A 25,767-nucleotide genomic window follows, 5' to 3' on the forward strand; every position below is an offset into this window, starting at 1 on the left:
CGCCGACCAGACCATGACCATCGACCCCTGCAACCTGCAACTGCTCTACCAGGGCCGCAGCCCCAACTCCGGCGGCGACTACGGCCTGCTGCCCTACCGGCCAGGCGTGCTGACACTGCAGCGCTGACGGCGCGACACGGATCCGGCTCCGAAGAACCGGAATCGTCTCGGGGCGGCCCGGCTGTCCGGGCCGCCCCTCCTCAGCTCAGGAGCGGGCGGCGTACGGCGCGACCGGCGAGGGCCTTCTGCTCGCCCGCCGCAACCATCCCGAGGGGCTGGTTCTGGATTATTAAATACAAAACCTGGTAGCATCCCCCACATGGGCAGGCCACGATCCTTCGACGAGACCGCCGCGCTCGACGCGGCGGCGGCGGAGTTCCGGATACACGGCTTCGCCGATACCTCGACCGAGCAGCTCTGCGAGGCGGCGGGGGTGCGGCGCAGCAGCCTGTACAACGCCTTCATCTCGAAGGACGAACTGTTCGTGCGCGCACTGGAGCGGTACGTGGCCGGGTTCCGGGAGTGTCGGGCGCAGGTGCTCGCCGATGACCGGCTCAGCGGGGCCGAGCGGCTTCGCGGCCTGATGGAGGGCGTCGTCGAGGAGGAGCGCGCGGCACGCGAGCGGGGGCATGCGGCCGGATGCATGGTGGTGCACAGCATGATGACCCCTGACCTGCGCGAGCGGGACGAGCGCGTGGCCCGCATCCTCGATCGCAACCTGCGCGAGCACCTGGACCTCCTTGAGGGGGCGATCCGGGCCGGGCGCCTCGACGGCAGCATCCGAGCGGATGCCGACCCGCACGAGGGGGCCCTGCTGGTGATGACGGTCATCTCCGGGTTGCGGGTGACCGCGCAGGCCGGGGTCGAGTCCGGGCTGCTGCGGCGGATCGCACTCGACGGCCTGCGCTCACTCCTCGGCTGAGAACGAGCACCCCGGTCACGCGGGCATCCGCTTGCCCAAATTTTGGATTCTGTAATACAGAAAGGCGATAACATGACCATCGCACTGATCACCGGGGCCAACAAGGGCATCGGCTTCGAGACGGCCAAACAGCTTCTGGAGCTGGGCCACGTTGTCTACATCGGCGCGCGTGACGTCGAGCGGGGCGAGAAGGCCGCGGCAGAGCTTGGCGCACGATTCGTGCAGCTCGACGTGACCGACGACGCATCGGTGAGCCGCGCGCTGGCGACGATCGATTCGGCCGAGGGCCGGCTCGACGTGCTGGTGCACAACGCGGGCATCCTGGAGGACGGAGTCGTCGACGGGCCCACGGCTCTCCGGGTTTTCGACACCAACGCGGTGGGAATCGTGCGCGTCACGGAGGCGGCACTCCCCCTGCTGCGCAGATCACCGAACCCTAACGTGGTCACCGTTTCGAGCAGCGCCGGGTCATTCTGGGCGGTGAACAACCCCGAACGGCCGGAGTTCCACCTGACGGCCACGCTCTACTCCGCGTCCAAGGCGGCAGCCACCATGCTCACGGTCCAGTACGCCAAGTCCCAGCCGGGCATCAGGTTCAACGCGCTCGAGCCCGGCTTCACCGCCACCGACATGACCGCGGCCTTCGGAGGCGGAAGATCACCGGAGGAGAGCGCCAGAACTGTCGTGCGTCTGGCGACTCTCGACGCGGACGGTCCGACGGGAACCTTCCAGGACGAAAACGGGGAGTTGCGCTGGTAGACGCGCCGGGGCCGCCGTAGCCCGCACCCGCCTGGCACTCATCGAGCGCGTCGCCGCCCTGGACGTCGCACTCCGGACCGACGCCCTCGCGGCGAGGAGGCTGGAGCCGGCCGCAGGGAGGCGGGCCGGCTCCAGGGTTCGGGCGTCACACGGGGATCAGACGCGGGTCCACTTCTGGCTGTTCTGGCCGTTGCACGCCCAGATCTGCACCTTGGTGCCGTTGGCGGTGCCGGAGCCGGTGACGTTCAGGCACTTGTTCGCCCCGACGGCGGTGATGCTGCCGTCGGCGTTGAGGCGCCACTTCTGGTTGTTCTGGCCGTTGCAGTCCCAGATGATCACCGCGGTGCCGTCCGCCGTCCCGGCCCCGTTCACGTCCAGGCACTTGTTGCCGTACACCCGGAGCTCACCCGATTCGGTCGACGTCCACTGCTGGTTGGGCCCCCCGTTGCAGTCCCAGATCTGCACCTGCGTGCCGTTCGTCTGCGTGGCTCCGTTGAGGTCCAGGCACCGGTTGGAGGCCACACCCCGCAGCGCGCTCGTGCTGTCCGGCGGCGGGCCGTCACCCTGCCCGACGCCCCTGCCGTTGAAGGTGATGGAGTCCACGTCGAACGAGTTCGCGGTGGGCGCCTTGAACACGACGTGGACGTTGCGGGTGCCACCGGGGTCGGTGACCTGCGCCGCGGGCAGCGACACGTAGGTGTTCCATCCCCCGGTCGCCGGCACGGGGCTGGAGGCGAGGAGGGCCCCGGTCGGCGAGTCGGCGCGCAGTTCGATGGACGCCCCGGTGCTGGACGGTGCCGAGACGCGGAAGGACACCGTGTCGATCCCGGACAGGTTGATCGGGCTGAAGGAGATCCAGTCGTTGTTGGAGATGTCGCCGATGCGCCTGCCGCCTTCGGCTCCGGACTCGTCGACGATGCGGATCCCGGACGAGCCGGTGAAGTGCTCGGCCTGCTTGTGCTTCGGCTGCAGGGTGAGGCCGGCGGAGCCCTTCAGGCCGCCCGTGTCGGTGTAGTCGGCGGACAGGACGTAGTAGACGTTGGAGGCCTCGTCATGGCCGGAGGCGGTGGTCGTGACCGTCCCGGAGCAACCGGTGTACTGGCCGGTGTCGTGGGCGTGCTGGTCATGGCCGAGCGCCGTGATCACGTTGACCTTGGTGCAGTCGACGGAGCCGTCCTCGGCGTCGGTGACGTTCACCGTGTAGGCCACCTGGTCGCCGAAGTCGATGAACCCGCCGTCGGGTGGAGCCGAGAAGGCCACCTTGGGACGGGTGTTGCCGACGACGATGGGCAACGTGACGCTGCCCGTCTTCCCGCCGGAGTCCCGTACGGTCAGCCTGGCCGTGTACGTGCCGTTGGTGTTGTAGGTGTGGGAGGGGTTGGCGCTGGTGGAGGTGCCGCCGTCGCCGAACTCCCACGCGTAGGTGATCGCGTCGCCGTCGGGGTCGGCTGAACCGGCCGAGGAGAACGCCACCGCCAGCGGTGCCGTGCCCGAGTCGGGGTTGGCGCTCGCCTTGGCCAGGGGCGCGCGGTTCCCGGCCACGTAGTCGACACGGTAGATGCTGTCATCGGTGTTCGCGTGGCCGAAGCCGTTGCCCCAGTCGGCCATGTACAGGGCGCCGTCCGGGCCGAACTTCATGTCGATCGGCGCACGCGGGGCGAGCTGTGCCACGAAGGGGTTGATCTTCAGGAGGTTGCCCGCGGAGTCCAGGCGGAGCTCCTTGACGAAGTTGCGGCTCCATTCATAGAAGAACGGCGTGCCCTCGAAATACGCGGGGAACTTCCGGTCCGAGCTGCTGGCCGGGTCGTAGTGGTAGAACGGGCCGCCCATCGGTGCGGCACCGCCACAGCAGTTGATCTCGGGGAACTCGGCCGAGGCGTGGTAGTTGTACCACACGGTCGCGGGCTTGGCCGCGGGCAGGCTGTTCAGGCCGGTGTTGTTGGGCGAGTCGTTGACCGGTGCCGAGCAGTTGAACTTCGCGCCGGAGGTGTTGGTGGCGAAGTTGAAGTCGTTGAACGGGATGTTGTTGCCCACACAGTACGGCCAGCCGTAGAAGCCCGGCTGCTTGATCAGGTTCCACTCGACGGTGCCCTCGGGACCGCGGTTGGGGTTGGCGGCGCCCGCGTCGGGGCCGTAGTCACCCACCGAGATCCAGCCTGTCACCTTGTCCACCGAGAAGCGGAACGGGTTGCGGAAACCCATCGCGTAGATCTCCGGCCGGGTCCTGGCGGTGCCGGGCGTGAACAGGTTGCCGGACGGGATCGTGTAGGTGCCGTCGGGCTCGGGGTGGATGCGCAGGATCTTGCCGCGCAGGTCGTTGGTGTTGGCCGAGGACCGCTGGGCGTCGAAATGCTCCCGGCCCGGCCGCTCGTCGATCGGGGCGTACCCGCTGGAGCCGTTGGGGTTGGTGTCGTCACCCGGGCCGATGTACAGGTTGCCGCCCGGCCCGAACGCGAGGTAGCCGCCGGTGTGGCCGGGCTCGTCGACGTTGCGGTACGCCGGAACCTCGATGATCTTCTTCTCGCTCGCCAGGTCGAGGCTGGTGCCGTTGAAGGTGAACCTCGACACCCGGTTCACCTCACCGCCGTTGGACGGCGAATAGTTGACGTAGATCCAGCCGTTGGTGGCGAAGTTCGGATCCAGCGCCAGCCCGATGCCGCCGTCCTCGCCGCCGTCGTACACCGACAGGGTGCCGATGACGCGCGTGCCCCCGCCATTGGCGGGGATCAGGTTCACCTTGCCGGAGCGCGAGATGTAGAAGACCCTGCCGTCGGCGGCCACGTCCAGTTCCATCGGCTGGTCGGGGGCGCCGTCGAGGGTCACCTTCTGGAACCGGGCCGCGACCGTGCCGCCGCAGTCACCCGGCGCCGCGCCCGCCGCCCACTGCACCGCACCCAGCAGGTGCTGTTTGAACTGCGGCTCGGAGTAGGAGGACGCCTGGTGACCCATCGCGGTGGCCCACACCCGGCCGCCCTCCGGGTTGTGGCACCAGGAGATCGGGTGGTCGGCGCCCATCTTGTTCGGCCCCGCGTCATAGGTGGTCTCGTCCGCGGTCACCAGGACGTGCACCGAGCCCCGCATGTTCTTGTCGAAGTTGTACCACTCCTCCGAGCGCACCCACCGATCCGGCAGGCCCTTCGTGGAGGGGTGCGCCTTGTCGGCCACCTTGGCGGTGCCCTGGAGGACCGCCGAATGCGCGGTCATGTGTGCGCCGGCCAGGACGACCTGGTCCCACCAGGGAAACTGCGTCTCGATGTTCATGTCGGTGGCGTTGTGGATGGCGACGACGCCGCGACCGCTGCGCACATAAGCCTGGAAGGCCTGACGCTGGGCGTCGTTGTCCCACACCATGCCGCTGGTCTGGAACATGATCACCGCGTCGTAGGTGTTCAGGGTCGCGCTCGTGAAGACGGCGGAGTTCTCGCTGTGGTCGACCTGGAAGTTGTTGTCGGTCGCCAGTTGCTGGAACATCGCGACGCCGGCGGGGATGGAGTCATGCCTGTAGGCGCCGCTCGCCGTCTCGGAGAACAGCAGCACCTTGAACTGCGGAGCGGCCGCGTGCGCCACCAGCGGCGCCGAGGACACCAACAGCCCTAACAAGGCCGCGGCCAGGGCGGAGAACAGGCGTGATCTTCGCATGAAGGATCTCCTGGGGGGTTACCGGCAACGGTCGGAGTTGACGGGTGGCGATGGGAAGGCATGCGTCGTCTCGGCTCGCCGGGCCGGTCTTGCGGCAAGGACGCCATGATCGGTGGATGGCGCGTGGCGCGGTGGGTGCGGGGCCTGACCATGCAACTGATCGATTCGGAATGAAAATAAGCCTGCACAAGATGACTGTCAAGCACGCTTATCCGGCGAACAGGGGGCCGTCTTCGCTTTCCTCCCGAGCGAGGACCTCGCCGCCCATCTCGAAAATCTGCAGGTAGAAGCCATATCAATGGCCTCCTGGCCGTTCCGCCACTCCTGACGCGACAACCATCGGTTGTCGCGTCTCGAGCGCTCGAAGGGAGAATGAGTATGAAACTTTCAGGCCCGGGGAGGCGGGCGTCAGAGGGTGCGCAGGTAGGCCAGGCCGTCCACGGCCAGCGCGTTCTGGCTCTCCGCGAGGGGCCGCCAGATGGAGGCCGCGGTGGCGATGGTCCGGTTGTGCGCGGTGAACGACTCGATGACGAGCGGCCCTCGATAACCGGCGTCGCGCAGGGCCTGGGTGAAGCCGGGCCAGTCGAAGCGGTCGGCCCCCGGCGTGCCGCGATCGGTGCCGCACACCTGCACGTGCGCGATGCGATCCGCCGCGACCCGCACCGCCTGGGCAGGGTCCTTCTCCTCGATGTTCATGTGGTAGACGTCGAGTGCCAGGTGGCAGTCCTCGGGCAGCGCGTCGAGCGCCTGCTCGACGGTGTTGACGAGGCTGGTCTCGTACCGGTTGAGCGGCTCGACCGCGAGCTTCACCCCGCGCTCGGCCGCATGGTCCAGGACGGGCCGCAGATGCTCACGCAGCTCGGCGTAGACCCCCCGGCGCTCGTCCGGCGACAGCCGCCACGTACGGCCGACCGAGGCGTACGCCGGCCCCCCGATCACCGGGGAGCCGACGGTCACCGCCACGTCGACGCAGTGCCGCAGATAGTCCTGGGTGTCGCGGACGATCTCCGGGGAGGCGGCCACGAGCTCGCGCCCCGGCGGCATGACCAGCACCACGGACGCGGCCAGCCCGTGCTCGGCGAGCACCGCCGCGGCCTTGTCCGGGTTCCAGTCGCCGGGCTGCTCGACGGGCAGCTCGATGACGTCGAAGCCCCACCGGGCGATGCGGGGCGCGAGCCGCGCCAGGTCGTCGTCGGTCAGCGGGGAGACCCAGACCCAGGTGTTCACTCCGATGGAGAACATGGCGTCCCTCTTCGTCGTCGGTTCGCGGAAGGAGCCGATCAGCTCTTCTTCCCGCCCCAGGTCTCCGGGAACCCGGGCAGGTCCTCACAACCGCACAGCGCGTAGTGCAGCGGCGGCATGTTGGGCTTGAGGTAGGCCGACAGGTTCTCGCTGGTGACCTTCGGCTGCGGCAGGTTCCACATCTCGGGCACCTCCTCGCCCTTGAGGATCTTCAGCGCGGCGATGATCGGGGTGCGCCACTGGTAGGTCGGGTACGTGGGTGCGACGGCGGCGAGGTTCGCGTCCTTCCACTTCTGCAGGAAGTCCTGCTGGTCCTCGCCGTTGATCGGCGGCACCGGCAGGCCGGCGTCCTCGAACGCCTCGATCGCGGCCACCGCCGTGGCGCCGGCGTCCATCCAGACGCCGTCGATCTTGCCGTGCCGCTGGATGTAGTCGCTGACGATGCTCTTGGTCTTGGCGGCGTCGCCGTCGGTGAACTCCACCCCCACCACCTGGAGGCTGCTCTTGTCGAAGACCACCTTCGCGGCCGACCAGCGGGTCTCCAGCACGTCCACGCCGGGCAGGATGCGCAGCGCCAGCACCTTCCCGCCCGCCGGCACCTTCTCGACCAGGAACTCGGCGGCGTCGGCGCCGAAGGCGTAGCCGCCGATGGGCTTGATGAACGTCACCGGGCAGTCCGTCTCCACGCCCCGGTCGAACACGATGACGGGCACCTTCCCGCAGGCGGCCGTCACGGCGGGGGTGAGCGTCGCCGTGGTGTTCGGCGAGATGATCAGCGCGTCGCAGCCCTTCGCCTGCAGCTCGGCGATGTCGGAGATCTGCTTGTCGTCCTTGCCCTCGGCATCCAGCGCGGTGAACTTGTCGATCTCCTTGTGCAGGCCGACCTCGGCCTGCATCGTCTTCCACCCGACCTGGCGCCAGGGGTTGTTGACCGCCGCGTTGGAGAAGCACAGGTGGTACGGCCCGTCCTTCTTGTACTGTGCCGTGTCGATCATCTTCGGGGCGATGGCCTGCTCCCAGGGCTTGTCCGTGGGGCCCTGCGGTGCCTGGGAGCGCATGGACAGCTGGGCGTCGAAGTCCGCCTGCACGAAGAACTTCGACTGCGCGCCCGTGCCGGAACCCTGGGCGCTCTGGCCGGCGCTCGCCGCGGGCGTCGCGGGCTGGGCGGTGGCCGTCGGCTTGTCGGTGGTGCAGCCGGCGAGGACGAGCGCGGTGAACACGGCGACTGCGGCCTTATGACGCGGCATGTGCGTCTCCTCTTCGGGGGGTGGACTTCCAGGGAAGTCGGATGGCTCCCGCCGCGACCGCGGCGATGATGATGACGCCCTGCACGGTGAACTCCAGCGCCCCCGAGATTCCGTACAGGTTGAGCAGGGTGAACAGCGCCTCCAGCGTGACGGCCCCGGCCATGGCGGCCAGCACGGAGCCGCGGCCGCCGCCGAGCACCACGCCGCCGAGGACGACCGCGGTGATGGCGGAGAACTCCAGTCCCTGGCCCACCTGCGCCGAGACCCCGGCGAAACCGCCGAGCAGGATCCCCGCGACGGCGGCGGACAGACCGGAGAGCATGAAGGCGAAGATCTTGGCCCGGTCGACCCGGACCCCGGACAGTGCCGCGGCGCGCTCGTTGTCGCCGGTGGCGATGAGGGTCCTGCCGAAGTCGGCGCGCATGAGCCAGATCGCCGCCGCGCCCGCGGCCAGCAGGATCAGCACCGACCACGGCAGCGGCCCGAGGCCGCCGCGGCCGAAGACCCGGAAGCTCTCCGACAGCGCTCCACGCGGCGCGCCCCCGGTCCAGAGGAAGACCGCCCCGCTGAGGACGAGCAGCATGCCGAGCGTCACGATGAACGACGGCACCCGCAGCTTGGTGGTGACCACGCCGTTGACCAGCCCGACGAGCAGCCCGACGACGATCAGCAGGGCGAGGACCGGCCAGGTGGCGGACTCGTCGCCGTCGATGAGCCGCGCGGCGATCACCACTTCGGCCGTCACCAGGGAGCCGACCGACAGGTCGAACTCGCCGGAGACGATGACGAAATACTGTCCCGCGGCGAGGATCACCAGCGGCGCGGCCCGTTTGAGGAACGCCAGGAACCCGGCGGGCTCCAGGAAGTAGGGGTTGGCGATCGCGATCGCGGCCAGCAGCACCACGAGGACCGCGAGGATGGGAAGTGCCCGCTTCATGCCGACCGCCTTGTTCCGCGCCGGGCGTAGACGGCCACCGCGATGACGATGACCACGCCGCGGACCACGTCCTTGACGAAGGAGTTGACCTCGAGCTGGTTGAAGATGGTGTCCAGGACGGCCAGCAGCAGGACCCCGCCCACGGTTCCGGCGACCCCGCCCTTGCCTCCGGCCAGCGCGGTCCCGCCGAGCACGACCGCGGCGATGGACTCCAGGTCGTAGCCGCCGTCGGTGCCCACCGTGGGCGCCCCCGCCCCGAGCCTGCTGGCCAGCAGCAGACCCGCGATGCCGGCGCAGACCGAGCAGAGCACGTGAGTGAGCACGATGACCCGGCCCGTACGGATCCCGGACAGCCGGGCGACCTCCTCGTTGCCGCCCACCGCGTAGATCCGGTATCCCAGCCGGGTCCTGCTCAGCAGGAACCAGGCCACGACGGCCACGCCCGCCCAGAGCAGGGCGGAGACGGGGATCGGCCCGATGCGGGAGTAGCCGAGGAGCTGGAACGACTCGGGCACCTTGCCCGCCGGGCCGTCGTACAGGTGGTCGACGATGCCCTTGATGATCAGGGCGACGCCGAGCGTGGCGATGAAGGCGTGGACCTGGAGCCTGGTGATGACCAGCCCGTTGACCAGTCCCACCAGCGCGCTGATGGCCAGCACCGCGGCGATCGCCGGCCCGACGTTCCCGTCCTGGCCCGCCATGATCTCCGCCGCGACCAGCGAGGACAGGCTGATCAGGTACGCCACGGACAGGTCGAGCGAGCCGGCCAGGATCGCCAGCGTCTGCCCGATCGCCACGATGCCGAGGGCCGCGGAACGCTGCTGGATCCCGACGACGCTCTCCATGGTGAGGAACTGGCCGCCGTCGAGCGCGACGAGGACCCAGCCGACCGCGACCAGGCCGAGCAGCGCGAGGAACACCACCTGCGTGGGTTCGCGCAGGTGCGCCGCCAGGCCGCCACCCCGCCCGCCGTGCGCCCGGCCGCGGCGGGCGGGGCGGCGGGCGCGCGTGAGCAGGTTCATTCAGGCCACCTCTCCTGCGGCCAGGCGCATGATGGCCTCCTCGGAGGCCCCGGCCGGCAGCGTGCCCGCGACGCGGCCGTCGCGCAGCACGACGACGCGATCGCTCATGCCGATGAGCTCGGGCAGCTCGGAAGAGATCATCATGATGGCCACGCCGTCGTTCGCCAGTTCGCGCATCAGGTCGTGGATCGCGGCCTTGGCCCCGACGTCCACCCCCCGGGTCGGTTCGTCGAACAGCAGCACCCGCGGCGCCATCGTCATCCATTTGACGAGCACGACCTTCTGCTGATTGCCGCCGGACAGGTAGCGGACCTCCTGTTCCCGGCGCGCAGGCGAGAGGCGTACCCGTTCGAGCAGGTCGCGGACGCCGTCGCGGTTCCCGGCGCCCACCGCGCGGGCGACGAGCAGGACGTTGTCGCGCACGGACTGCCGCAGCGCGAGCCCTTCGGCCTTGCGGTCCTCGGTCACGAGCCCGATGCCCATGGCCACGCCTTCCCGGACCGTGCGCGGGCGCGACGGGATCATCTCGCCCGTGGTGAACGGCTCCGCGCCGAAGATCGCTTTGGCCAGCTCCGATCTGCCGGATCCCTGCAGCCCCGCGATGCCGACGATCTCCCCGGCGCGCAGGTCCAGATCGATGTCGCGGAGCTTGTGGTTGCCGGCCGCGCGCAGGCTGAGCCGTACCTCGCCGGCGCCCGCCGAGCGGGGCGGGAAGTAGGTGCCGAGGTCGCGGCCCACCATCAGGCGGATCAGCTCGTCGGAGGTCACCTCGCCGATCGGGAGCGTGGTGACGCGCGAGCCGTCCTTCAGTACGGTGACCCGGTCGGCGAGGTCGAACACCTCGCGTAATCGGTGGGAGATGTACACGACGGCGACGCCGCGTTCCCTCAGCCGCCCGATCAGCCGGTGGAGCAACTCGACCTCGTGCTCGGCGAGCGCCGCGCTGGGCTCGTCCATGACGACGAGCCGGGCGTCCATCGACAACGCCTTGACGATCTCGACGATCTGCTGCTGGGCCACCGGCAGGCGCTTGACGACGTCGCGGGGGCCGAACGGATCCTCGCCCAGCTCGTCGAGGAGCCGCGCGGTCGCCTCCTCCATGGCGGCCCGGTCGACCAGGCCGCGCCTGACGGGCTCGCGCCCGAGGAACACGTTCTCGGCGACGGTGCGCTCGGGCAGCAGGTTGAACTCCTGGTAGATGATCGCGATGCCGGAGCGCTGCGCCTCGATCGGGTGGCCGAAGGAGACGGGCCGGCCGTCGATCTCGATCGTGCCCTCGTCCGGCGCGTGCACCCCGCAGATGATCTTCATGAGGGTGGATTTGCCGGCGCCGTTCTCGCCGACGACGGCGTGGACCTCGCCGGCCGTCACCTCCAGGTCTATCCCGGACAGCACCCGCACGCCCAGGAAGCTCTTGCCGATGCCGCGCATGCTCAGCACGTGGCCCGCCTTCTCGCCCGAGCGGACGTGAGCACGGCGCCGGAACGGTCGTGGAAGCGGGACACGAACGGCGCCGTCGCGAGCAGGCCCGCCTCGAAAAGTTTCAGGCTTATGTGCCTCATGATGCGGGATGCTAGGCGGGCTTATATCGAGGGTCAAGCAAAAGTTCGAACCGGCACGACATAATGGGGGGGAGATTGCGAAGGATATCGGGCCGATCCACGATGTGGCATCGGGGCGATAGGACAGCGATCAGCCCGCTTATGCGTGACCGTCGACAGTACGGGCCCGTGGCCGTCCCTGCCGTCGCGGCACGGCTCCACTCCGGAGTGCTGACGCACTCCGGAGTGGGACGGATGGCGTCAGACGCGGGTCCAGCGCTGGTTGGCTCCGCCGGTGCAGGTCCAGATGCGCGCCCTGGTGCCGTTGGCGGTGCCGCTGACGTCCAGGCACTTGTTCGCCCCGACGGCGGTGATGCTGCCGTCGGCGTTGAGGCGCCACTTCTGGTTGTTCTGCCCGTTGCAGTCCCAGATGATCACCGCGGTGCCGTCCGCGGTCCCGGCGCCGTTCACGTCCAGGCACTTGCCGCCGTAGACCCGCAGCTCACCGGCGCTGGTGGTGGTCCACCGCTGGTTGGCCTGCCCGTTGCAGTCCCAGATCTGCGCCGCCGCGCCGTTGGCCTGCGAGGCGCCGCTGACGTCCAGGCACCGGTTCGATCCCACACCCCGCAGCGCGCTCGTACTGCCCGGTGTGCTGGTCAGTTCCTTGATGCGGATGTTGCGGAAGGACACCACGTCGCCGGGCCCGTGGTTCTGGATGCCGAGGTAGCCCTGCTGAAGCGAGCGGACCGGATCGGTGTTGGTGAAATCGTTGATCTTGCTGCCGTTCAGGAACACCTGCAGCCGCTCGCCCTCCACCAGCAGCTCGTAGGTGTTCCACTGCCCCGGCGGGTTCAGCGCCGCGTCGCGGGCGGCGATGTCGGCGGCCTTGAACCCGTAGATCGCCCCGGTCGTCCTGTCCGCGGTGTCGGTTGCGTCGATCTGCACCTCGTACCCGGTGTTGAGCGCCGCGTTGGGGTCGCTCGTGGCCGGGAACCCGACGATCACGCCGGAGTTGGAGTCGCCGGTCAGCTTCCAGTCGAGCTTGAGGGAGTACGAGCGGAACTCCTTGGAGTTGTACCACAACATCCCCATGCCGCCCTGGGAGGTCAGCGTGGCGTCGCTGTTGGCGAACGACCCCGGCCCCGCCTGCGACCAGCCCGTCGTCGAGCCGTTGTACAGCGTCGTGTACCCGGTCTCCGGACGGCAGTCGGCGTTGGTGGCCTTGGCCGCGTACCGGATCCCGCCGAGCAGCAGCGTGCGGAAGCCCGGATCGGCGTACGACTCCTGGGTGTGCCCCAGACCGGTGTAGAAGGCGCGGCCGGCGGACTGCGGGCGGCACCAGGTGATCGGGTGATCGCCCATGCCGCCGCCGCTGTAGCTGCCCTCGTCCAGGCTCTGCAGCACCCGGACGTTCGGGCGGGGGTTGGAGCGGTAGTTGTACCACTCGTCGGTACGTGACCAGGTCGCCCCGAGGTGAGCGGTCGCGGCGTGCGCCCGGTCCTCGGTCCGCACGGTGGCCTGCTGGATCGCCGGGTGGTTGTTGAACCAGGCCCCCATCAGCTGCCCGTAGTACGCCCAGTTGTATTCGGTGTCCGCGGCCGAATGCACCCCTACGTAACCGCCCCCGCCGTCCACGTACGTCTGGAAGGCGGCCTGCTGGCTGTCGTTCAGCACGTCACCGGTGGTGTTGAGGAACACCACCGCCTTGTACTGGGCCAGGTTGGCCGCGCTGAAGGCGGTGGAGTCCTCGGTCGCGTCGACGGCGAAGTCGTTGGCGGTGCCCAGCTCGCGGATGGCCTGGATCCCGGCGGGGATCGAGTCGTGCCGGAACCCGACCGTCTTGGAGAACACCAGCACCTTGAAGGCGGCGGCCTGGGCGGGGATGGCGGGGATCATCGTCGCGGCGGCGATGAACGCCACCACCGCCACTGACAGGCGGCGCAGCACGGATGTCTTTCGGTCGCTCCCCGCGGTGCGCCCGAGCGCGGCGGGGGTCAGATGTCGTGGCATGAGTGTCCCTTCAGACGCGGGTCCAGCGCTGGTTGGTTCCTCCGGTGCAGGTCCAGATGCGCAGCTTGGTGCCGTTGGCGGTGCCGGAGCCGGTGACGTCCAGGCACTTGTTCGCGCCGATCGCGGTGATGCTGCCGTCGGCGTTGAGGCGCCACTTCTGGTTGTTCTGGCCGTTGCAGTCCCAGATGATCACCGCGGTGCCGTCGGCCGTCCCCGCCGCGTTCACGTCCAGGCACTTGCCGCCGTAGACCCGCAGCTCACCGGCGCTGGTGGTGGTCCACTGCTGGTTGGGCTGACCGTTGCAGTCCCAGATCTGCGCCAGCGCGCCGTTGGCCTGCGAGGCGCCGTTGACGTCCAGGCACCGGCCCGACCCCACGCCCCGCAGCGCGCTCGTGCTCCCCGAGGGCGGGGTGCCGGTGTCGAAGGTGAAGGCGTCCACGTCGAACAGGTAGCCCTGTCCGGTCGGGCCGCGGAAGACCAGATAGAGCGTCGTCGTGCCGGCCGGCGCGCCGCTGAGGTTCGCCGAGACGTCGGCGAAGGTGTCCCAGCCGCCGGTGCTCGTCACGTTCACCGTGCCCAGCAGTGTGCCCGTCGCCGAGCCCGCCCGCACCTCGATCCGGCCACCCGCCCCGGCCGAGGACACCCGAGCGGTGATCCTCGTCGCGTTACCCACGTTGTACGGCTGGAAGGAGATCCAGTCGCCGTCGTCGGTGAAGCCGACCGTCCTGCCGCCCTCCGCGGTGGCGTGGTCAGCCGTCTGGATGCCCTGCTGGGCGCCGAAGTGCTCCGCCTGCCGGTGCCGGGGCTGGAGCGTACGGGCGCTGGTGGAGGTCAGACCGCCCTTGTCGGTGTAGGAGGCCTCGAAGACGCCGTAGATGTTGGCACCGGCGTCGTGCTCGCCGTCGACCGGCACCGCGATGGAGCCCGAGCAGCCGGTCGAGGAGGTGATCTTGTGGCGGTGGCTGTCGTGGCCGAGGAAGTAGGCGACGGTTACGCCGGTGCAGTCGATCGTGCCGTCCTCCGGGTCGCTGACGGTGACCTGGAAGGGCACGGTGTCACCGAAGGAGAACAGTTGCCCGTCGGCAGGGGTGGTGAGGCTGACCGTCGGCGCGGTGTTGCCGACGGTCACGATCACGTTCGCCGTGCCGGTGAGACCCTGCGGGTCCCGGACCGTCAGCGTCGCCGTGTAGGCGCCGTTGGTGGTGTAGGTCTTGCTCGGGTTCGCCGCCGTGGAGGTGGTGCCGTCGCCGAAGCTCCACGAGTAGGTCAGCGCGCCGCCCTCCGGATCGGAGCTGCCCGCCGAGGAGAAGTTCACCGTCAGCGGAGCCGGTCCCGACGTCTTGTCGGCGGCCGCCTTGGCGATCGGGTTGCGGTTGGCGTTGCCGATGTGCTCGATGCGATACAGCGCCTGGTTGTTCGCCCCGGAGCCGTAGTCGAGGACGTACAGGGCGCCGTCAGGACCGAAGGCCATGTCCATCACCTGTGTCCCCGACCAGGGGAACGCCGAGATCTCCCCGTAGGCGCCGTCCGGCTTGACCTCGATCGCCTTGATCCAGCGCCGGCCGTATTCACCGGCGAAATACCGCCCGTCGAGCACCTGGGGGAACTTGATGGCCGAATTCAGGTTGGGATCGTAACGGTAGACCGGGCCGCCCATCGGCGACTCCGATCCGGAGCCGAACTCCGGCGGGCTTCCGGCGTCCCCCGCGTACCTGATCCACGCCGGCTTCGCCGGGGGCAGCGTGGTCAGGCCGGTGTTACGGAAGGAGTTGTTGGTCGGGCCGCCCGCGCAGTCGTACTTCGGGCCGGTGCTGTTGGTGGCGAAGTTCCATTCGTTGTAGGTCTCGCCGGTGGTGTTCGTACCCGTGCAGTACGGCCAGCCGTAGTTGCCCGGACCGGTGATGCGATCGAACTCCACCTGCCCGCTCGGCCCGCGGTTGGAGTTGGTCACACCCGCGTCCGGCCCGTAGTCGCCGAGGTAGACGATGCCGGTCGCCTTGTCCACGCTCATCCGGAACGGGTTGCGGAAGCCCATGGCGTAGATCTCCGGCCGGGTCCTCGCCGTCCCCGGCGCGAACATGTTGCCGCTGGGGATCGTGTAGGTGCCGTCGGGCTGCGGTCTGATGCGCAGGAGCTTGCCGCGCAGGTCGTTGGTGTTGGCGGACGAGCGCTGGGCGTCGAACTGCGGGTTGCGGTTGGTCCGCTCGTCCAGCGGGGAGTAGCCGCTCGACTCGAACGGGTTGGTGTCGTCGCCGGTCGTCAGATACAGGTTGCCGGCGGCGTCGAAGTCGATGTCCCCGCCCACGTGACAGCACTGGCCGCGGTCGTTCTGGACCCGCAGGACCACCTTCTCGCTGGCCATGTCGAGGGTGTCGTCCGTCTTCAGGGTGAACCGGGACAGGTACAGCTCGCCCTTCCACTGGTCGAACTGGGCCTGCGTGCCGGTGCTGGGCGCGTCACCGCTCGGCGTGCTCAGCCGCGGGGAGTAGTAGAGCCAGAGGTACCGGTTCGACGCGAAGCCGGGGTCGACCGCCACGCCCTGGAGGCCCTCCTCGTCGTGGGTGTAGACGTTGAGCCTGCCGGCCACCTTCGTGTTGCCGTTGGCGTCGGTGACGCGCACCGTGCCGTCGCGCGCCGTGTGCACCACCGACCGGTTCGGCATCACGGCCAGCGACATCGCCTCACCCAGCTCCGCTCCGCCGGACGCGAGAGACACCTGCTGGTAGTCGGCCGGCGGGATGACGAGAGCGTTCGCCGGGGAGGCGTCGAGCGCGAGCGCTCCGGGAATGATCAGCGCCATCGTGGTCAGCAAGGTGAGCCACGGACGTCGGGACATGAGTGTTCCCTCCTGACACAGGAAAATCGGTCAGGGCAAGGCGCGCCACCGCGCGCCTGCCGGGGTTCCGCTTCGTGCCCAGAGGAGTGCCGCCTCTGGCTCCCTCACGGCCGGCGCCGGTTGCGGCGGCCGGCCGTGAGGAAGGTGTTGGTTGCCGATCGATGTCGCGCGGGAAGAGCCGTCGGAGGCCGACGTCGGTTCAGGTGACGGGGGGACCCGCTTCCCGTGCCCGACGGTCGGAGGCGAGGCCGTGGTCGTCGGACGGGGTCAGGCGCGGGTCCACTTCTGGTTGGCGCCACCGGTGCAGGTCCAGATGTGCACTTTGGTGCCGTTGGCGGTGCCGGCGCCGGAGACGTCCAGGCACTTGTTCGCCCCGACGGCGGTGATGCTGCCGTCGGCGTTGAGGCGCCACTTCTGGTTGTTCTGCCCGTTGCAGTCCCAGATGATCACCGCGGTGCCGTCCGCGGTCCCGGCGCCGTTCACGTCCAGGCACTTGCCGCCGTAGACCCGCAGCTCACCGGCGCTGGTGGTGGTCCACTGCTGGTTGGGCTGCCCGTTGCAGTCCCAGATCTGCGCCGCCGCGCCGTTGGCCTGCGAGGCGCCGCTGACGTCCAGGCACCGGTTCGACCCCACACCCTTGAACGCACTCGTGCTCCCCGAGGGCTGGCCCTGGGGGCCGGCGGACGCGATCACGGCCTGGGCTCCGGCCGGCCAGGCGCCGTTGGTGACGGTGACGTTGTTGTTCACCACGTTGCCGCGGTCGCCGTTGGTCACGTTGGTGCTGCCGTTGGTCGACCAGTTGCCGGTGACGGTGAAGTTGCCCATGTTCTCGCCGTACCAGTAGTTGGCGGTGGCCCAGGTGCCGGTGTTCGAGAGCACGTTGTTCCTGACGGTGTAGTACCTGGAGCCCTCGTCGAAGTAGATGCCGAACCAGCCGTTGGTGCGCAGGCAGTGGTTGTCGCTGATCACCGCGCCCGGGTTCCACGACAGCGTGTAGATGCAGCCGCCGTCGGTCATCTGCTGCATGACGTCGTGCACGTAGTTGCCGATGAGCCGGTTGCCGGAGGCGGTGGTGGCCGTGGTGTAGCGCGGCTGGAAGTCGTACAGGCCGCGGTCGGCGTAGTGGGTGCTGCCGCCCGGCTCGTTGGCGCCCCAGCCGTACCCGATCGACATGCCGGTGTACGGCAGGTTGTAGATCTCGTTGTGGGACACGTTGGTGTTGGTGACGTAGGTGGTCAGGACCGAGACGACGCCTCGGTGGTCCAGGCCGAGGTCGTGGATGCGGTTGTCGCTGACGGTGATGTTCCGGTTGACCATCCGCTGGTCGCTCGGGTGGTGCGCGTCGGCGCGCACCCCGCCGACCACGATGCCGCCGGCCGAGCTGCGGGCGATCTCCGACCGGGTGACCGTGATGTCGGCGGCGCCCAGGCCGACACCGCTGGCGTGCGCGTTGGCGTCGTTGCCGATGCCGATGGCCGTCTGCCCCAGGTTGACGAAGCGCGAGTCGGTGAAGGTGACGGTGTTCGCCGCGGAGACCTGCACGGCGGCGGGCATCTGGTACCAGTTCGGCCGGGTCGCCTCGAACTGCCGGCAGCCCTGGTGGCAGGAGGTGAAGGCGGGCCAGCTCCAGTTGCCGGCGATGTAGGCGCCGGTCTGCTGGTCCACGTAACCCTGGTTGCCGCTGGGGCCGAGCCAGCTCGTGCCGGTGAAGGTGATCCCGCTGAACGTGATGTGGTGCGCGGGCGCGTCGTACGTGCCTCCGACGTGCACCAGCGACTGGAGCACCGGCAGCTCCACGCTCACGTTGCCCATGCTCTGCCCGGCGAGCGGGATGTAGGACAGGGCGCCGGTCCCCGGGTCGAGGTACCACTCCCCCGGCGAGTCGAGGAACTCGTAGGCGTTGGCCAGGTAGAGCGGTCCCGCCCGGTGCGGGCTGGTGAAGGTGTCGTACCCGAAGTTGTTGTTGTTCCAGGCGGGCTGCCGCATCGTGATGAGGTTGCCGCTGATGCTCTGCACCGGCGCGTAGCGGTCGGTGAAGGAGCCGACGCTCTCCATCTCCACCCGGCCCTGGTTGGCGAGGTTGTTCAGATAGCTCAGCGCGCCGCTGGTGAACCTCATCCCGGTGCTGCTGGCGGTGAAGTCGGACCGGTTGACGGCGGTGCGCGCCCGGGTGGCGAGCGCGCCGTCGACGTACAGCTGCCGGGTGTCGATGCCGGTGCCGACGTTGGCGCGCCAGATGTTCTTCCCCGAGTCGGCCAGGGTCCAGCCGGTGACCGCCCTGGCTCCGCTGATGACCGGGACGGCTCCCGCCGCGGCCTGCCATCTCACGGAGTAGCCGTTGTTCCCGGAGTCGGCGGCGGTCAGCCGGAGCGGCGCGGACAGCCGGTACACCCCGCCGGCCAGCTCCACGACGATGTCACCGGACATCCCGGCGTTCAGCGAACGTACCGCCGTCTGCGCCGCGGACAGCGAGCACGGCTGGGTCGAGGTGCAGGCGGTGCCGGTGCCGGCGGGTGAGGCGTACAGGGTCGTGGTGGCCGCGAAGGCCGGGGTGGCGGGGGCGACGAGGGCGGACGCCGCGGCCAGGGCGGCGGCGATGCCCATCAGGATCGGTTTCAGCATCGTGACGGGCGAGGGTAATGGCACAGTCGTTCCTTTGGGGGGTAGGGGTATGGCCAGGTCACGCCCTGACCCTCAGGCAGGTGACGCCTTTCCGGGGTGGAGCGGAGGCGGGCTCCTGCGACAGCGGTCCGCGGGACGCCTCCACACCGCGCCCATGCGATCCGGCCGCGGAGGCTCCGGCAGGAGCGCGTTCCCCGGGGCCTCGCTTCTAATTACGTTGGGAGTGGGGATACCCGTCAAGACCTTAAGCCCGCTTATTTCATCGTTCGCACACTGCGGGACCGGCCATGGTGCGGCATTTTACAGCTTCACCAGCAGTGATGCCTGTCACCGCGTGCGCCAGTGGCGATCAACCTCGGATGAACCGTTCAGATGAGTCGTACTCATCGGGGAACGGCTGTGCCGGGGAGGGCCGTCTCATCAGTCATACTCTTGCAGGGAACGGCGAGGAGGAAGCACGGTGACCGACACCCCGCGCGAGAGCGGATACCGGCCGGGCTACGAGGTAGCGGCCGAGCAGGTGCTGGAATTGATCGTCCGGCTCGGCCTTCGTCCGGGCGACCGCATGCCGACCGAGAACGAGCTGGCCCAGCAACTGGGCACCAGCCGCACCGTGGTACGCGAGGCGGTGAAGATACTCTCCGCGCTCGGCCGGGTACGCGCCCAGAAGGGCCGCGGCCTGTACGTGGCCGACGACGAGGGAATGCTGGGCACCGGGCGCTGGGGATCCTTCTTCCTCCCGACCGACCTCGACCACGTCTACATGCTGTTCGAGTTCCGCCGGGCGCAGGAGATGGAGACCAGCCGGCTGGCCGCCCGCCGCGCCACCCCTGCCGAGCTGAGGGCCATCGAGGAAGCGGCCGACCTGTGCCGCCGCGGCTTCGAGACCGGACGCGAGGAGATGTTCAACGAGGGCGACGACGCCTTTCACACCGCCATCGCCACGGCCTCGCACAACATGTTCCTCCAGGTCGCCGTGCGGGAGGCCCGCAGGCTACAGGCGCAGTCGAGCCTCATCGGGCTGCGCGGCTCGGTGGGCGGGCACGCCGCCAAGGCGGTCGAGGAGCACGACGCCATCTACCAGGCCATCCGCGCCGGCGACCCCGAAGCGGCCGCCCAGGCCGCGGCCATGCACATCGACAACACCCTCGACGACTACCGCAGGGAGATCCAGCAGCGGCTCTTCTTCTCGTCCCACTGATCCGGCCTGGCCGGACCGGCTCGACGGGGTGCGAGCATCGCCGATGAGTGCCGCCGGTCGTAGGCGCTTCCGCCGGATCGCCCGCCACCCGATCCCGTAGCCGCGGCTTCCGCACGGACGCACCCCGGGAGACCGGCCACCCCGCCCGGGCACCTGTGAAAGTTTCATCGCGACAGACCAGCGGTGGCCGCGGCCGCCTGTCCTGGTCAGGAGGACGAGCGACCGGGCCCTCCCGGGCGCGGGCGCCCAACGTCGAGCAGGCCGAGCCTTGACAGGTCTTGTCACGGTCATATTTGCTCCGCTGCACCATCGCCGTCAGCCGCCCGAATGAAGGGAGTGCCGATTACAGCGGCGTTGAGTTAGCGCTAACATCCAGGAAATTCGACCAGTCGGCAAATGCGCGCCGGTGGCGCCCGCAAGCCGATGAAAGCGCGCTTCCTATTCACGTGTGTCACCACGAGAAGGGCAAAGGAATTTGCGTGATGTCGAGACTTAGGTTTCTCTTCACCGCTGTCGTGTCGGCGGCACTGTTGCTCGTTCCGGCCACGGCGCAGCCGGCGCTGGGCGAAAGCGCGACCCCCTCGCTCGCAAAACAGAGCGCCCTCGCCCCCACTGCGGGATGCGGCAAGGCCCCGACCCTCAGAAGCGGTAACCAATCGATTACCACGAACGGCAGAAATCGTAGCTTCATCCTGAGAATTCCCGACAACTACACCAACACGACTCCCTACCGGTTGATCTTCGGATTCCACTGGAACGGCGGCACCGCCAACGATGTCGACTCGGGCGGGACCAGTGGTTATCCGTGGTCCTACTACGGGCTCAGGGCGTTGTCGAACAACACCGCGATCTTCGTCGCGCCTCAGGGTCTCAACAACGGCTGGGCCAACTCGGGCGGTGAGGACGTCACCTTCGTCGACGACATGATCCGGAGGATCGAGGCGGACCTCTGTGTGGACACCTCGCAGCGCTTCGCCCTGGGCTTCAGCTACGGCGGCGGCATGAGCTACGCGCTCGCGTGCGCCCGGGCGACGGTCTTCCGCGCGGTGGCGGTCTACGCGGGCGGGCAGCTCAGCGGGTGCAGCGGCGGCACGGAGCCCGTCGCGTACATCGGACTGCACGGTCTCAGGGATCCGGTGCTCAACATCTCCGCGGGCCGGTCGCTACGTGACAGGTTCGTCCGGAACAACGGCTGCACGCCCCAGAACCCGCCGGAGCCCGCGCAGGGGAGCCTGACGCACATCGTCACCTACTACTCGGGATGCCGAACCGGGTATCCGGTCGCGTGGGCGGCGTTCGACGCGGGCCACACCCCGGGTCCCGTGGACGGGAGGCCCGGCGACTTCGAGCCCGGCGAGAATTCCTGGACCAGGCCGGTGGTCTGGGAGTTCTTCACGCAACTGGGAGGCGGCGACCCGGATCCGCCGGACACGAGCGCGCTGCGGGGTGTGGGATCGAACCGGTGCCTGGACGTCAGCGGCGCCTCGCAGGCCAACGGCGCGGCGGCGCAGATCTGGGACTGCAACGGGCAGCCCAACCAGCAGTGGACCACCACCAGCGCCGGTGAGCTGCGGGTCTACGGCGGCAAGTGCCTGGACGTGAACGGCGCCGGGACCGCGGACGGCACCGCGGTGATCATCTGGGACTGCAACGGCCAGAACAACCAGAAGTGGCGCCTCAACGCCGACGGCAGCATCACCGCGGTCGGAGCGAACAAGTGCCTGGACGTCTCCGGCTCCGGCACCGCCAACGGCACCAGGCTGCAGATCTGGACCTGCCACGGCGGCGCCAACCAGAGGTGGACCCGCGTCTGACAGCCTGTGACCGCGGACCACGCGCCATCGCCGGGGCGAGTCACCGCCCCGGCGATGGCCCCGACCACCAGACCGCCGCGATCGGAACCTTGCGCCGTAACTCCTCGACCACGTCCTCACGCCTGAGCTTCCCCCGACATGCCCCGCTCCTGGACATCGCCCGCCACACCCCCCATCCTTCCAGGAGGCATCGCACGAGCACGCCTTCATCACAGCGACGACGACGCCCTCGCATCCAAGATCACAATGCCGCTGCATGGCTCCTGGAGGAGAATCGGCGAGCTCTCGTCGCGCTCTGCGAGTGGCGCGTGCCCCGGCCGCGGAGAACCTGGAGGCGCTCGACCCGGCAGCGGCGGAGGTTGCCGGACGGTTGGCTTGGCGCCCATGGACTCGTGGCTGACCGTCTCTGAGAGACCATGGGAATGCGGCGGGCCCGATCCGGGCCCTCACCTCCGGAGACAGGTTGTCGATGCGTCTACATCCAGGCGAGACCGAGGCCGCCGGCTGGCGGGTGGTCACCGTGCTCGAGGCCGTCCGGCAGCTGCGCGACGCGTCACCCGGCGTCACCGGACGTCCGCGGCTGATCGCGATCGACGGCCGGGGCGGCGCCGGAAAGACGACCCTGGCCGCGCGGCTGCGCAAGGTGGTGCCCGACTCCGCCGTCGTGCACACCGACGACATCGCCTGGAACCACGCCTACTTCGACTGGGGCGCCGTGCTCGTCGAGAACATCCTGCAACCCCTGCACCGGGGTGAGGCGGTGGACTTCCGCCCTGATGCCTGGATCGCCCGGGGCCGGCCCGGATCGATCGCCATCCCCGCCGGCACCGACTGCGTCTGGGTCGAGGGCACCGGCATCATCCGCGAAGAGCTTGCGCCGTGGTTGGACGCCTCGGTGTGGATGCAGGGTGACCTGGACGAGCAAGAGCGCTTGTCGGTCGTCCGCGACGGTGACTCCCCCGAGCAACTGGCGCACGTGGCGAACTGGCTGCTGGAGGAGCTGCCGTTCATGTTGCGAGAACGGCCGTGGGCCCGAGCTACCATGATCGTCGCCGGCCCTCCGCACATCGACCACGACCCGGAGACCGAGCTCGTCGTCGCCCCGCCGACGGGCTCCTAGGTCGGCCGACCCACCCGCAGAGCGCGGGTGCACCTGACTTCTTCAACCTTCTCCTGGCCGGGGTGCCGGGGCCTGCTGAGCCAGCTCACGCGCGACTTCGACGGCGATCTCGATGGTGCGGGCCGCGAGCGGCGACTGACCGCCGCGTCCAGGCCGCCGGTGAAGGTAGATCTCGCGCGTGGGTGTGGGGTCGAGTTCGTGCACCTGCAGATCTGGCCAACCTTCGGGTCCATGAATCGCGCCGCAGGAGCGGCACACGACGTGGTGAATCGCGAGCCAGGGCAGAACGGCGAGCCCCATCCCGGCGCGCACCATCGACAGGATCGTCTCGTTGCCCGCCGAGCGGAACACGATGCGCGGCTGCGCACCCGCGTCCGTGAGGAACTTCTCCAGTCTGGGCTGGTCACAGGTCGCCGGCCAGGCCACCATCGCCTTCCCGTCCAGCCTCTCCGCGGGCACCGGGCCGGCCGGCAGGTCTCCTGGATGCGCCACCACCAAGTAGGGGTCCTCCATCAGCAGGACGTGTTCCGCTTCATCGCTGATCGGCCCGTCGTAGAACAGGAGGTCGAGCTCGCCGAGCTGCGCCTCGTCCGGCTCCGCTTCCGAGAGCCGGATCTCGCAGTCGGGATGCTCGTTCCGAAGGCGGCGCAGCACGGTGGGAAGGATCACGTTGGAGACGCTCTGGAGGGTGCCGACGTCGATGCGGCCGTCGCCGGCCTTGAATCGATCGACCGCACGTGCCAGCCCTTCGGCTTTCGCCAGCAGCTCCCTGCCTTGCTCGAGCACCACGGCTCCGAGAGGAGTTATCCGCACCGGCCTTGGACCGCCGGGCCGATCGAACACCGAGCCGCCAAGGGTCTTCTCCAGCACTGCGATGTGCTGGCTCACGCTCGACTGGGTGTAGCCCAGCCTGTTCGCCGCTCGGGAGAACGTCCCCTCCTCCGCGATCGCGATCATCGTCATCAGCTGCCGCAGGTCGACGTCCGCCATAGCTGCATATATAACACATTCCGATGGATTTGATCGTAAACATTCGCTTTTCTCGATCGCTCATCGCTCCTAGCGTCGACGACATGACAGTCCCGACCACAAGAGTCGACACCGGTGCGGGGAACCGCACCCGCAGGCCACCGTCCGGGCTACCAGCCCTGGCGTGGACCCTCGGGGCGTGCCACCTCGTTGCTCGAGCCGGCTCGTTCGTCCAGCCGATGCTGGTGCTGTACCTGACCCAGGAACAGCGGATGACTCCGACGGTGGCCGGTGCCGTGGTGGCGGCTGTGGGCGTCGGCGACTTCGGGTCGCAATTGCTGGGGGGGATGGCTCGGGGACCGGTTCGGGCGTCGGCGGACGATGCTCCTGGGGTTCCTTGGGACGTCGATCGCGCTGGTCGCCCTGGGGTCGGCCGACACGACGCCGGTCATCTGGGCCGCGGCGGTCGGTTACGGCCTGACCGCGGGGCTCTTCCGGCCGGCCGGCTCGGCGGCCGTGGCGGACCTCCCGCCCGAACAGCGGGTGCGGGCGTACAGCCTGCTCTATTGGGCCGCGAACCTCGGGTACTCCATCGCCGCAACGGGCGCCGGGGTCCTGGTAAGTCGCGGCTACGGCCTGCTGTTCTGGTTGAACGCGGTCGCCATGGTGGTCGCGGCGCTGATCGTGGTAGCGGCGGTGCCGGAGACCCGCTCTGCCTCGGACCACCCTCGACGTGCGCTACTGCCGGCGTTGCTCGGCGATCGCCTGATGGTCACCATGGCGCTGATCCACGTGGCCTGCTTCACGCTGCTCATGCAGGCGTTCACCACGTTGCCGCTGCTGATGACAGCGCAGGGGCACGGCGCGGCCACGTACGGCACCGTGCTCGCCCTCAACGGGCTCGCCATCGTCATCCTGCAGCCGCCGGCCGTCGTCGTGCTGGCGCATCGCGACCGCGGGACAGTACTCGCCACCTCCATGCTGTTGGTCGGCCTGGGCGGCGGCCTGGCCGCCGTGACCCAGAGCAGCGCCGGCCATGCCGCCGCGGTCCTCACCCTCACCCTCGGGCAGATCGGGATGGCCGTACAGTTCGGCGCCACGTTCGCTGACCTGGCGCCGCCCGATCTGCGCGGCAGATACATGGGCGTCGCGTCGAGCACCTGGAGTCTCGGCGCCACCCTCGGCCCTGTGGTCGGCACGGCACTGCTGGAGCACACCGGCAGAACCTGGCTGGGCGCCACCGCCCTCGCTACGGGGCTCCTGCTCTTCTCGGCGCAGCAAGCCGTCGCCGGATCCCTGCGCGAGCGGCAGGCAGGTCGGTCATGACGGCCGCGCTCGCGGGAGCCAGGAGCTCAGGGAAGAGCCGACCGGACGCCGCTGGTTGCCGGCCAGCGACCGGTGGCGGCGGCGACAAAACACACGATCAGAGATCGCAACGTCGAAAGAAAGGAAACACACCGATGAAAACAATGACCGACAACGAATGGCGAACCTTCCTCACAGCGGGAACAAGGCTCGCCCACGTAGCTCTCACCCGCCGCGACGGGCGACCCCACGTCACCCCGGTCTGCTTCATTCTCGACGGCGACGAACTCGCCTTCGCCCTGTCCCCTGGGAGCGTCAAGGGCAAAAGCCTGGCCCACGACCGGCGAATCGCACTCTGCGTCAGCGATGACCGGCAACCCTACAGCTTCGTCACCATCGAAGGAGAAGCACACGTCTCCGCCGAGCCGGACCAGATCAAACACATCGCCGCAGGCATCGCCGACCGCTATTACCCTTCCCAACCCGCCGAGGACATCGCCGAATCATTCGTACGGGAAGGATTCACCGCAGTTCGCATCAGTATCACCAACGTCATCGCCCGATCCGGCCTCGGCTGACAC

18 protein-coding genes are annotated in these 25,767 nt (G+C 69.1%); 7 read left to right on the top strand and 11 right to left on the bottom strand.

All coding sequences use genetic code 11. The features are described 5' to 3' along the window. Positions 1-319 precede the first annotated feature (319 nt). Positions 320-922, top strand: a complete 603-nt coding sequence (locus tag ACTWPW_RS50220) for a TetR/AcrR family transcriptional regulator (protein ID WP_443173035.1) — start codon at positions 320-322, stop codon at positions 920-922. Positions 923-994: 72 nt separating this feature from the next. Then, positions 995-1,681, top strand: a complete 687-nt coding sequence (locus ACTWPW_RS50225; RefSeq protein WP_375118169.1) for an SDR family NAD(P)-dependent oxidoreductase — start codon at positions 995-997, stop codon at positions 1,679-1,681. Between the two features lie 156 nt (positions 1,682-1,837). Here the strand turns inward: ACTWPW_RS50225 and ACTWPW_RS50230 are convergent, their stop codons facing one another. The 10 genes from ACTWPW_RS50230 to ACTWPW_RS50275 all read right to left on the bottom strand — a co-directional run bounded on the left by ACTWPW_RS50230 (position 1,838) and on the right by ACTWPW_RS50275 (position 18,777). Then, a complete protein-coding gene (locus ACTWPW_RS50230) occupies positions 1,838-5,320 on the bottom strand; it encodes a ThuA domain-containing protein (RefSeq protein ID WP_443173036.1) in 3,483 nt (1,160 codons plus the stop codon). A gap of 408 nt (positions 5,321-5,728) precedes the next feature. Beyond that, positions 5,729-6,562 carry a sugar phosphate isomerase/epimerase family protein gene (locus ACTWPW_RS50235; protein WP_375118171.1) on the bottom strand — a complete coding sequence of 278 codons (834 nt, stop codon included), beginning with the start codon at positions 6,560-6,562 and terminating at the stop codon, positions 5,729-5,731. Between the two features lie 38 nt (positions 6,563-6,600). Further along, positions 6,601-7,809 (bottom strand): substrate-binding domain-containing protein, encoded by a 1,209-nt coding sequence (locus tag ACTWPW_RS50240; protein ID WP_375118172.1) that lies wholly within the window; start codon positions 7,807-7,809, stop codon positions 6,601-6,603. After that, complete coding sequence (locus ACTWPW_RS50245) at positions 7,796-8,746, bottom strand: ABC transporter permease (protein ID WP_443173037.1); 951 nt, start codon at positions 8,744-8,746, stop codon at positions 7,796-7,798. Before ACTWPW_RS50245 ends, ACTWPW_RS50240 begins: the two co-directional genes overlap by 14 nt. After that, complete coding sequence (locus ACTWPW_RS50250; RefSeq protein WP_443173038.1) at positions 8,743-9,768, bottom strand: ABC transporter permease; 1,026 nt, start codon at positions 9,766-9,768, stop codon at positions 8,743-8,745. Before ACTWPW_RS50250 ends, ACTWPW_RS50245 begins: the two co-directional genes overlap by 4 nt. Next, a complete protein-coding gene (locus tag ACTWPW_RS50255) occupies positions 9,769-11,199 on the bottom strand; it encodes a sugar ABC transporter ATP-binding protein (RefSeq protein ID WP_375118196.1) in 1,431 nt (476 codons plus the stop codon). It lies immediately after the preceding gene. A gap of 2 nt (positions 11,200-11,201) precedes the next feature. After that, entirely contained in the window at positions 11,202-11,330 is a 129-nt protein-coding gene (locus tag ACTWPW_RS50260; RefSeq protein WP_443173039.1) for a hypothetical protein, read from the bottom strand. A 240-nt stretch (positions 11,331-11,570) separates the two neighbouring features. Beyond that, positions 11,571-13,319 carry a ThuA domain-containing protein gene (locus tag ACTWPW_RS50265; RefSeq protein ID WP_375118175.1) on the bottom strand — a complete coding sequence of 583 codons (1,749 nt, stop codon included), beginning with the start codon at positions 13,317-13,319 and terminating at the stop codon, positions 11,571-11,573. Positions 13,320-13,329: 10 nt separating this feature from the next. Continuing rightward, the gene (locus ACTWPW_RS50270; protein WP_443173040.1) at positions 13,330-16,155 is read right to left on the bottom strand and encodes a carbohydrate-binding protein; all 2,826 of its coding nucleotides are present in this window, start codon (positions 16,153-16,155) and stop codon (positions 13,330-13,332) included. A gap of 267 nt (positions 16,156-16,422) precedes the next feature. Next, positions 16,423-18,777, bottom strand: coding sequence for an RICIN domain-containing protein (locus ACTWPW_RS50275; protein ID WP_443173041.1), 2,355 nt, complete (start codon positions 18,775-18,777; stop codon positions 16,423-16,425). Between the two features lie 460 nt (positions 18,778-19,237). On the opposite strand from ACTWPW_RS50275, the gene ACTWPW_RS50280 reads away from it, so the two are divergent. From ACTWPW_RS50280 to ACTWPW_RS50290, 3 genes are all read left to right on the top strand, one after another. Next, positions 19,238-19,978 (top strand): FadR/GntR family transcriptional regulator, encoded by a 741-nt coding sequence (locus ACTWPW_RS50280; protein ID WP_375118178.1) that lies wholly within the window; start codon positions 19,238-19,240, stop codon positions 19,976-19,978. A gap of 734 nt (positions 19,979-20,712) precedes the next feature. Then, positions 20,713-21,792 carry a lectin gene (locus tag ACTWPW_RS50285; RefSeq protein ID WP_443173042.1) on the top strand — a complete coding sequence of 360 codons (1,080 nt, stop codon included), beginning with the start codon at positions 20,713-20,715 and terminating at the stop codon, positions 21,790-21,792. A 469-nt stretch (positions 21,793-22,261) separates the two neighbouring features. Then, positions 22,262-22,912: a hypothetical protein gene (locus tag ACTWPW_RS50290; protein ID WP_443173043.1), complete on the top strand. Its 651-nt coding sequence runs from the start codon at positions 22,262-22,264 to the stop codon at positions 22,910-22,912. A 42-nt stretch (positions 22,913-22,954) separates the two neighbouring features. Here the strand turns inward: ACTWPW_RS50290 and ACTWPW_RS50295 are convergent, their stop codons facing one another. Beyond that, complete coding sequence (locus ACTWPW_RS50295) at positions 22,955-23,902, bottom strand: LysR family transcriptional regulator (RefSeq protein ID WP_443173044.1); 948 nt, start codon at positions 23,900-23,902, stop codon at positions 22,955-22,957. A gap of 270 nt (positions 23,903-24,172) precedes the next feature. Between ACTWPW_RS50295 and ACTWPW_RS50300 the strand changes: the two genes are divergently transcribed. Continuing rightward, positions 24,173-25,207, top strand: coding sequence for an MFS transporter (locus ACTWPW_RS50300; RefSeq protein ID WP_443173045.1), 1,035 nt, complete (start codon positions 24,173-24,175; stop codon positions 25,205-25,207). 134 nt (positions 25,208-25,341) lie between these two features. Beyond that, positions 25,342-25,764 (top strand): PPOX class F420-dependent oxidoreductase, encoded by a 423-nt coding sequence (locus tag ACTWPW_RS50305; protein WP_443173046.1) that lies wholly within the window; start codon positions 25,342-25,344, stop codon positions 25,762-25,764. Positions 25,765-25,767: the final 3 nt, after the last annotated feature.

The organism is Nonomuraea sp. KM90, from assembly GCF_052246675.1.
In the GTDB taxonomy this organism is placed as follows: Bacteria; Actinomycetota; Actinomycetes; order Streptosporangiales; family Streptosporangiaceae; genus Nonomuraea.

Bases quoted from the DNA above. Each gene is read 5' to 3' on its own strand.
- ACTWPW_RS50220 (WP_443173035.1), top strand. From the start codon at position 320: ATGGGCAGGCCACGATCCTTCGACGAGACCGCCGCGCTCGACGCGGCG.
- ACTWPW_RS50225 (WP_375118169.1), top strand. From the start codon at position 995: ATGACCATCGCACTGATCACCGGGGCCAACAAGGGCATCGGCTTCGAG.
- ACTWPW_RS50230 (WP_443173036.1), bottom strand. From the start codon at position 5,320: ATGCGAAGATCACGCCTGTTCTCCGCCCTGGCCGCGGCCTTGTTAGGG.
- ACTWPW_RS50235 (WP_375118171.1), bottom strand. From the start codon at position 6,562: ATGTTCTCCATCGGAGTGAACACCTGGGTCTGGGTCTCCCCGCTGACC.
- ACTWPW_RS50240 (WP_375118172.1), bottom strand. From the start codon at position 7,809: ATGCCGCGTCATAAGGCCGCAGTCGCCGTGTTCACCGCGCTCGTCCTC.
- ACTWPW_RS50245 (WP_443173037.1), bottom strand. From the start codon at position 8,746: ATGAAGCGGGCACTTCCCATCCTCGCGGTCCTCGTGGTGCTGCTGGCC.
- ACTWPW_RS50250 (WP_443173038.1), bottom strand. From the start codon at position 9,768: ATGAACCTGCTCACGCGCGCCCGCCGCCCCGCCCGCCGCGGCCGGGCG.
- ACTWPW_RS50255 (WP_375118196.1), bottom strand. From the start codon at position 11,199: ATGCGCGGCATCGGCAAGAGCTTCCTGGGCGTGCGGGTGCTGTCCGGG.
- ACTWPW_RS50260 (WP_443173039.1), bottom strand. From the start codon at position 11,330: ATGAGGCACATAAGCCTGAAACTTTTCGAGGCGGGCCTGCTCGCGACG.
- ACTWPW_RS50265 (WP_375118175.1), bottom strand. From the start codon at position 13,319: ATGCCACGACATCTGACCCCCGCCGCGCTCGGGCGCACCGCGGGGAGC.
- ACTWPW_RS50270 (WP_443173040.1), bottom strand. From the start codon at position 16,155: ATGTCCCGACGTCCGTGGCTCACCTTGCTGACCACGATGGCGCTGATC.
- ACTWPW_RS50275 (WP_443173041.1), bottom strand. From the start codon at position 18,777: ATGCTGAAACCGATCCTGATGGGCATCGCCGCCGCCCTGGCCGCGGCG.
- ACTWPW_RS50290 (WP_443173043.1), top strand. From the start codon at position 22,262: ATGCGTCTACATCCAGGCGAGACCGAGGCCGCCGGCTGGCGGGTGGTC.
- ACTWPW_RS50295 (WP_443173044.1), bottom strand. From the start codon at position 23,902: ATGGCGGACGTCGACCTGCGGCAGCTGATGACGATGATCGCGATCGCG.
- ACTWPW_RS50305 (WP_443173046.1), top strand. From the start codon at position 25,342: ATGAAAACAATGACCGACAACGAATGGCGAACCTTCCTCACAGCGGGA.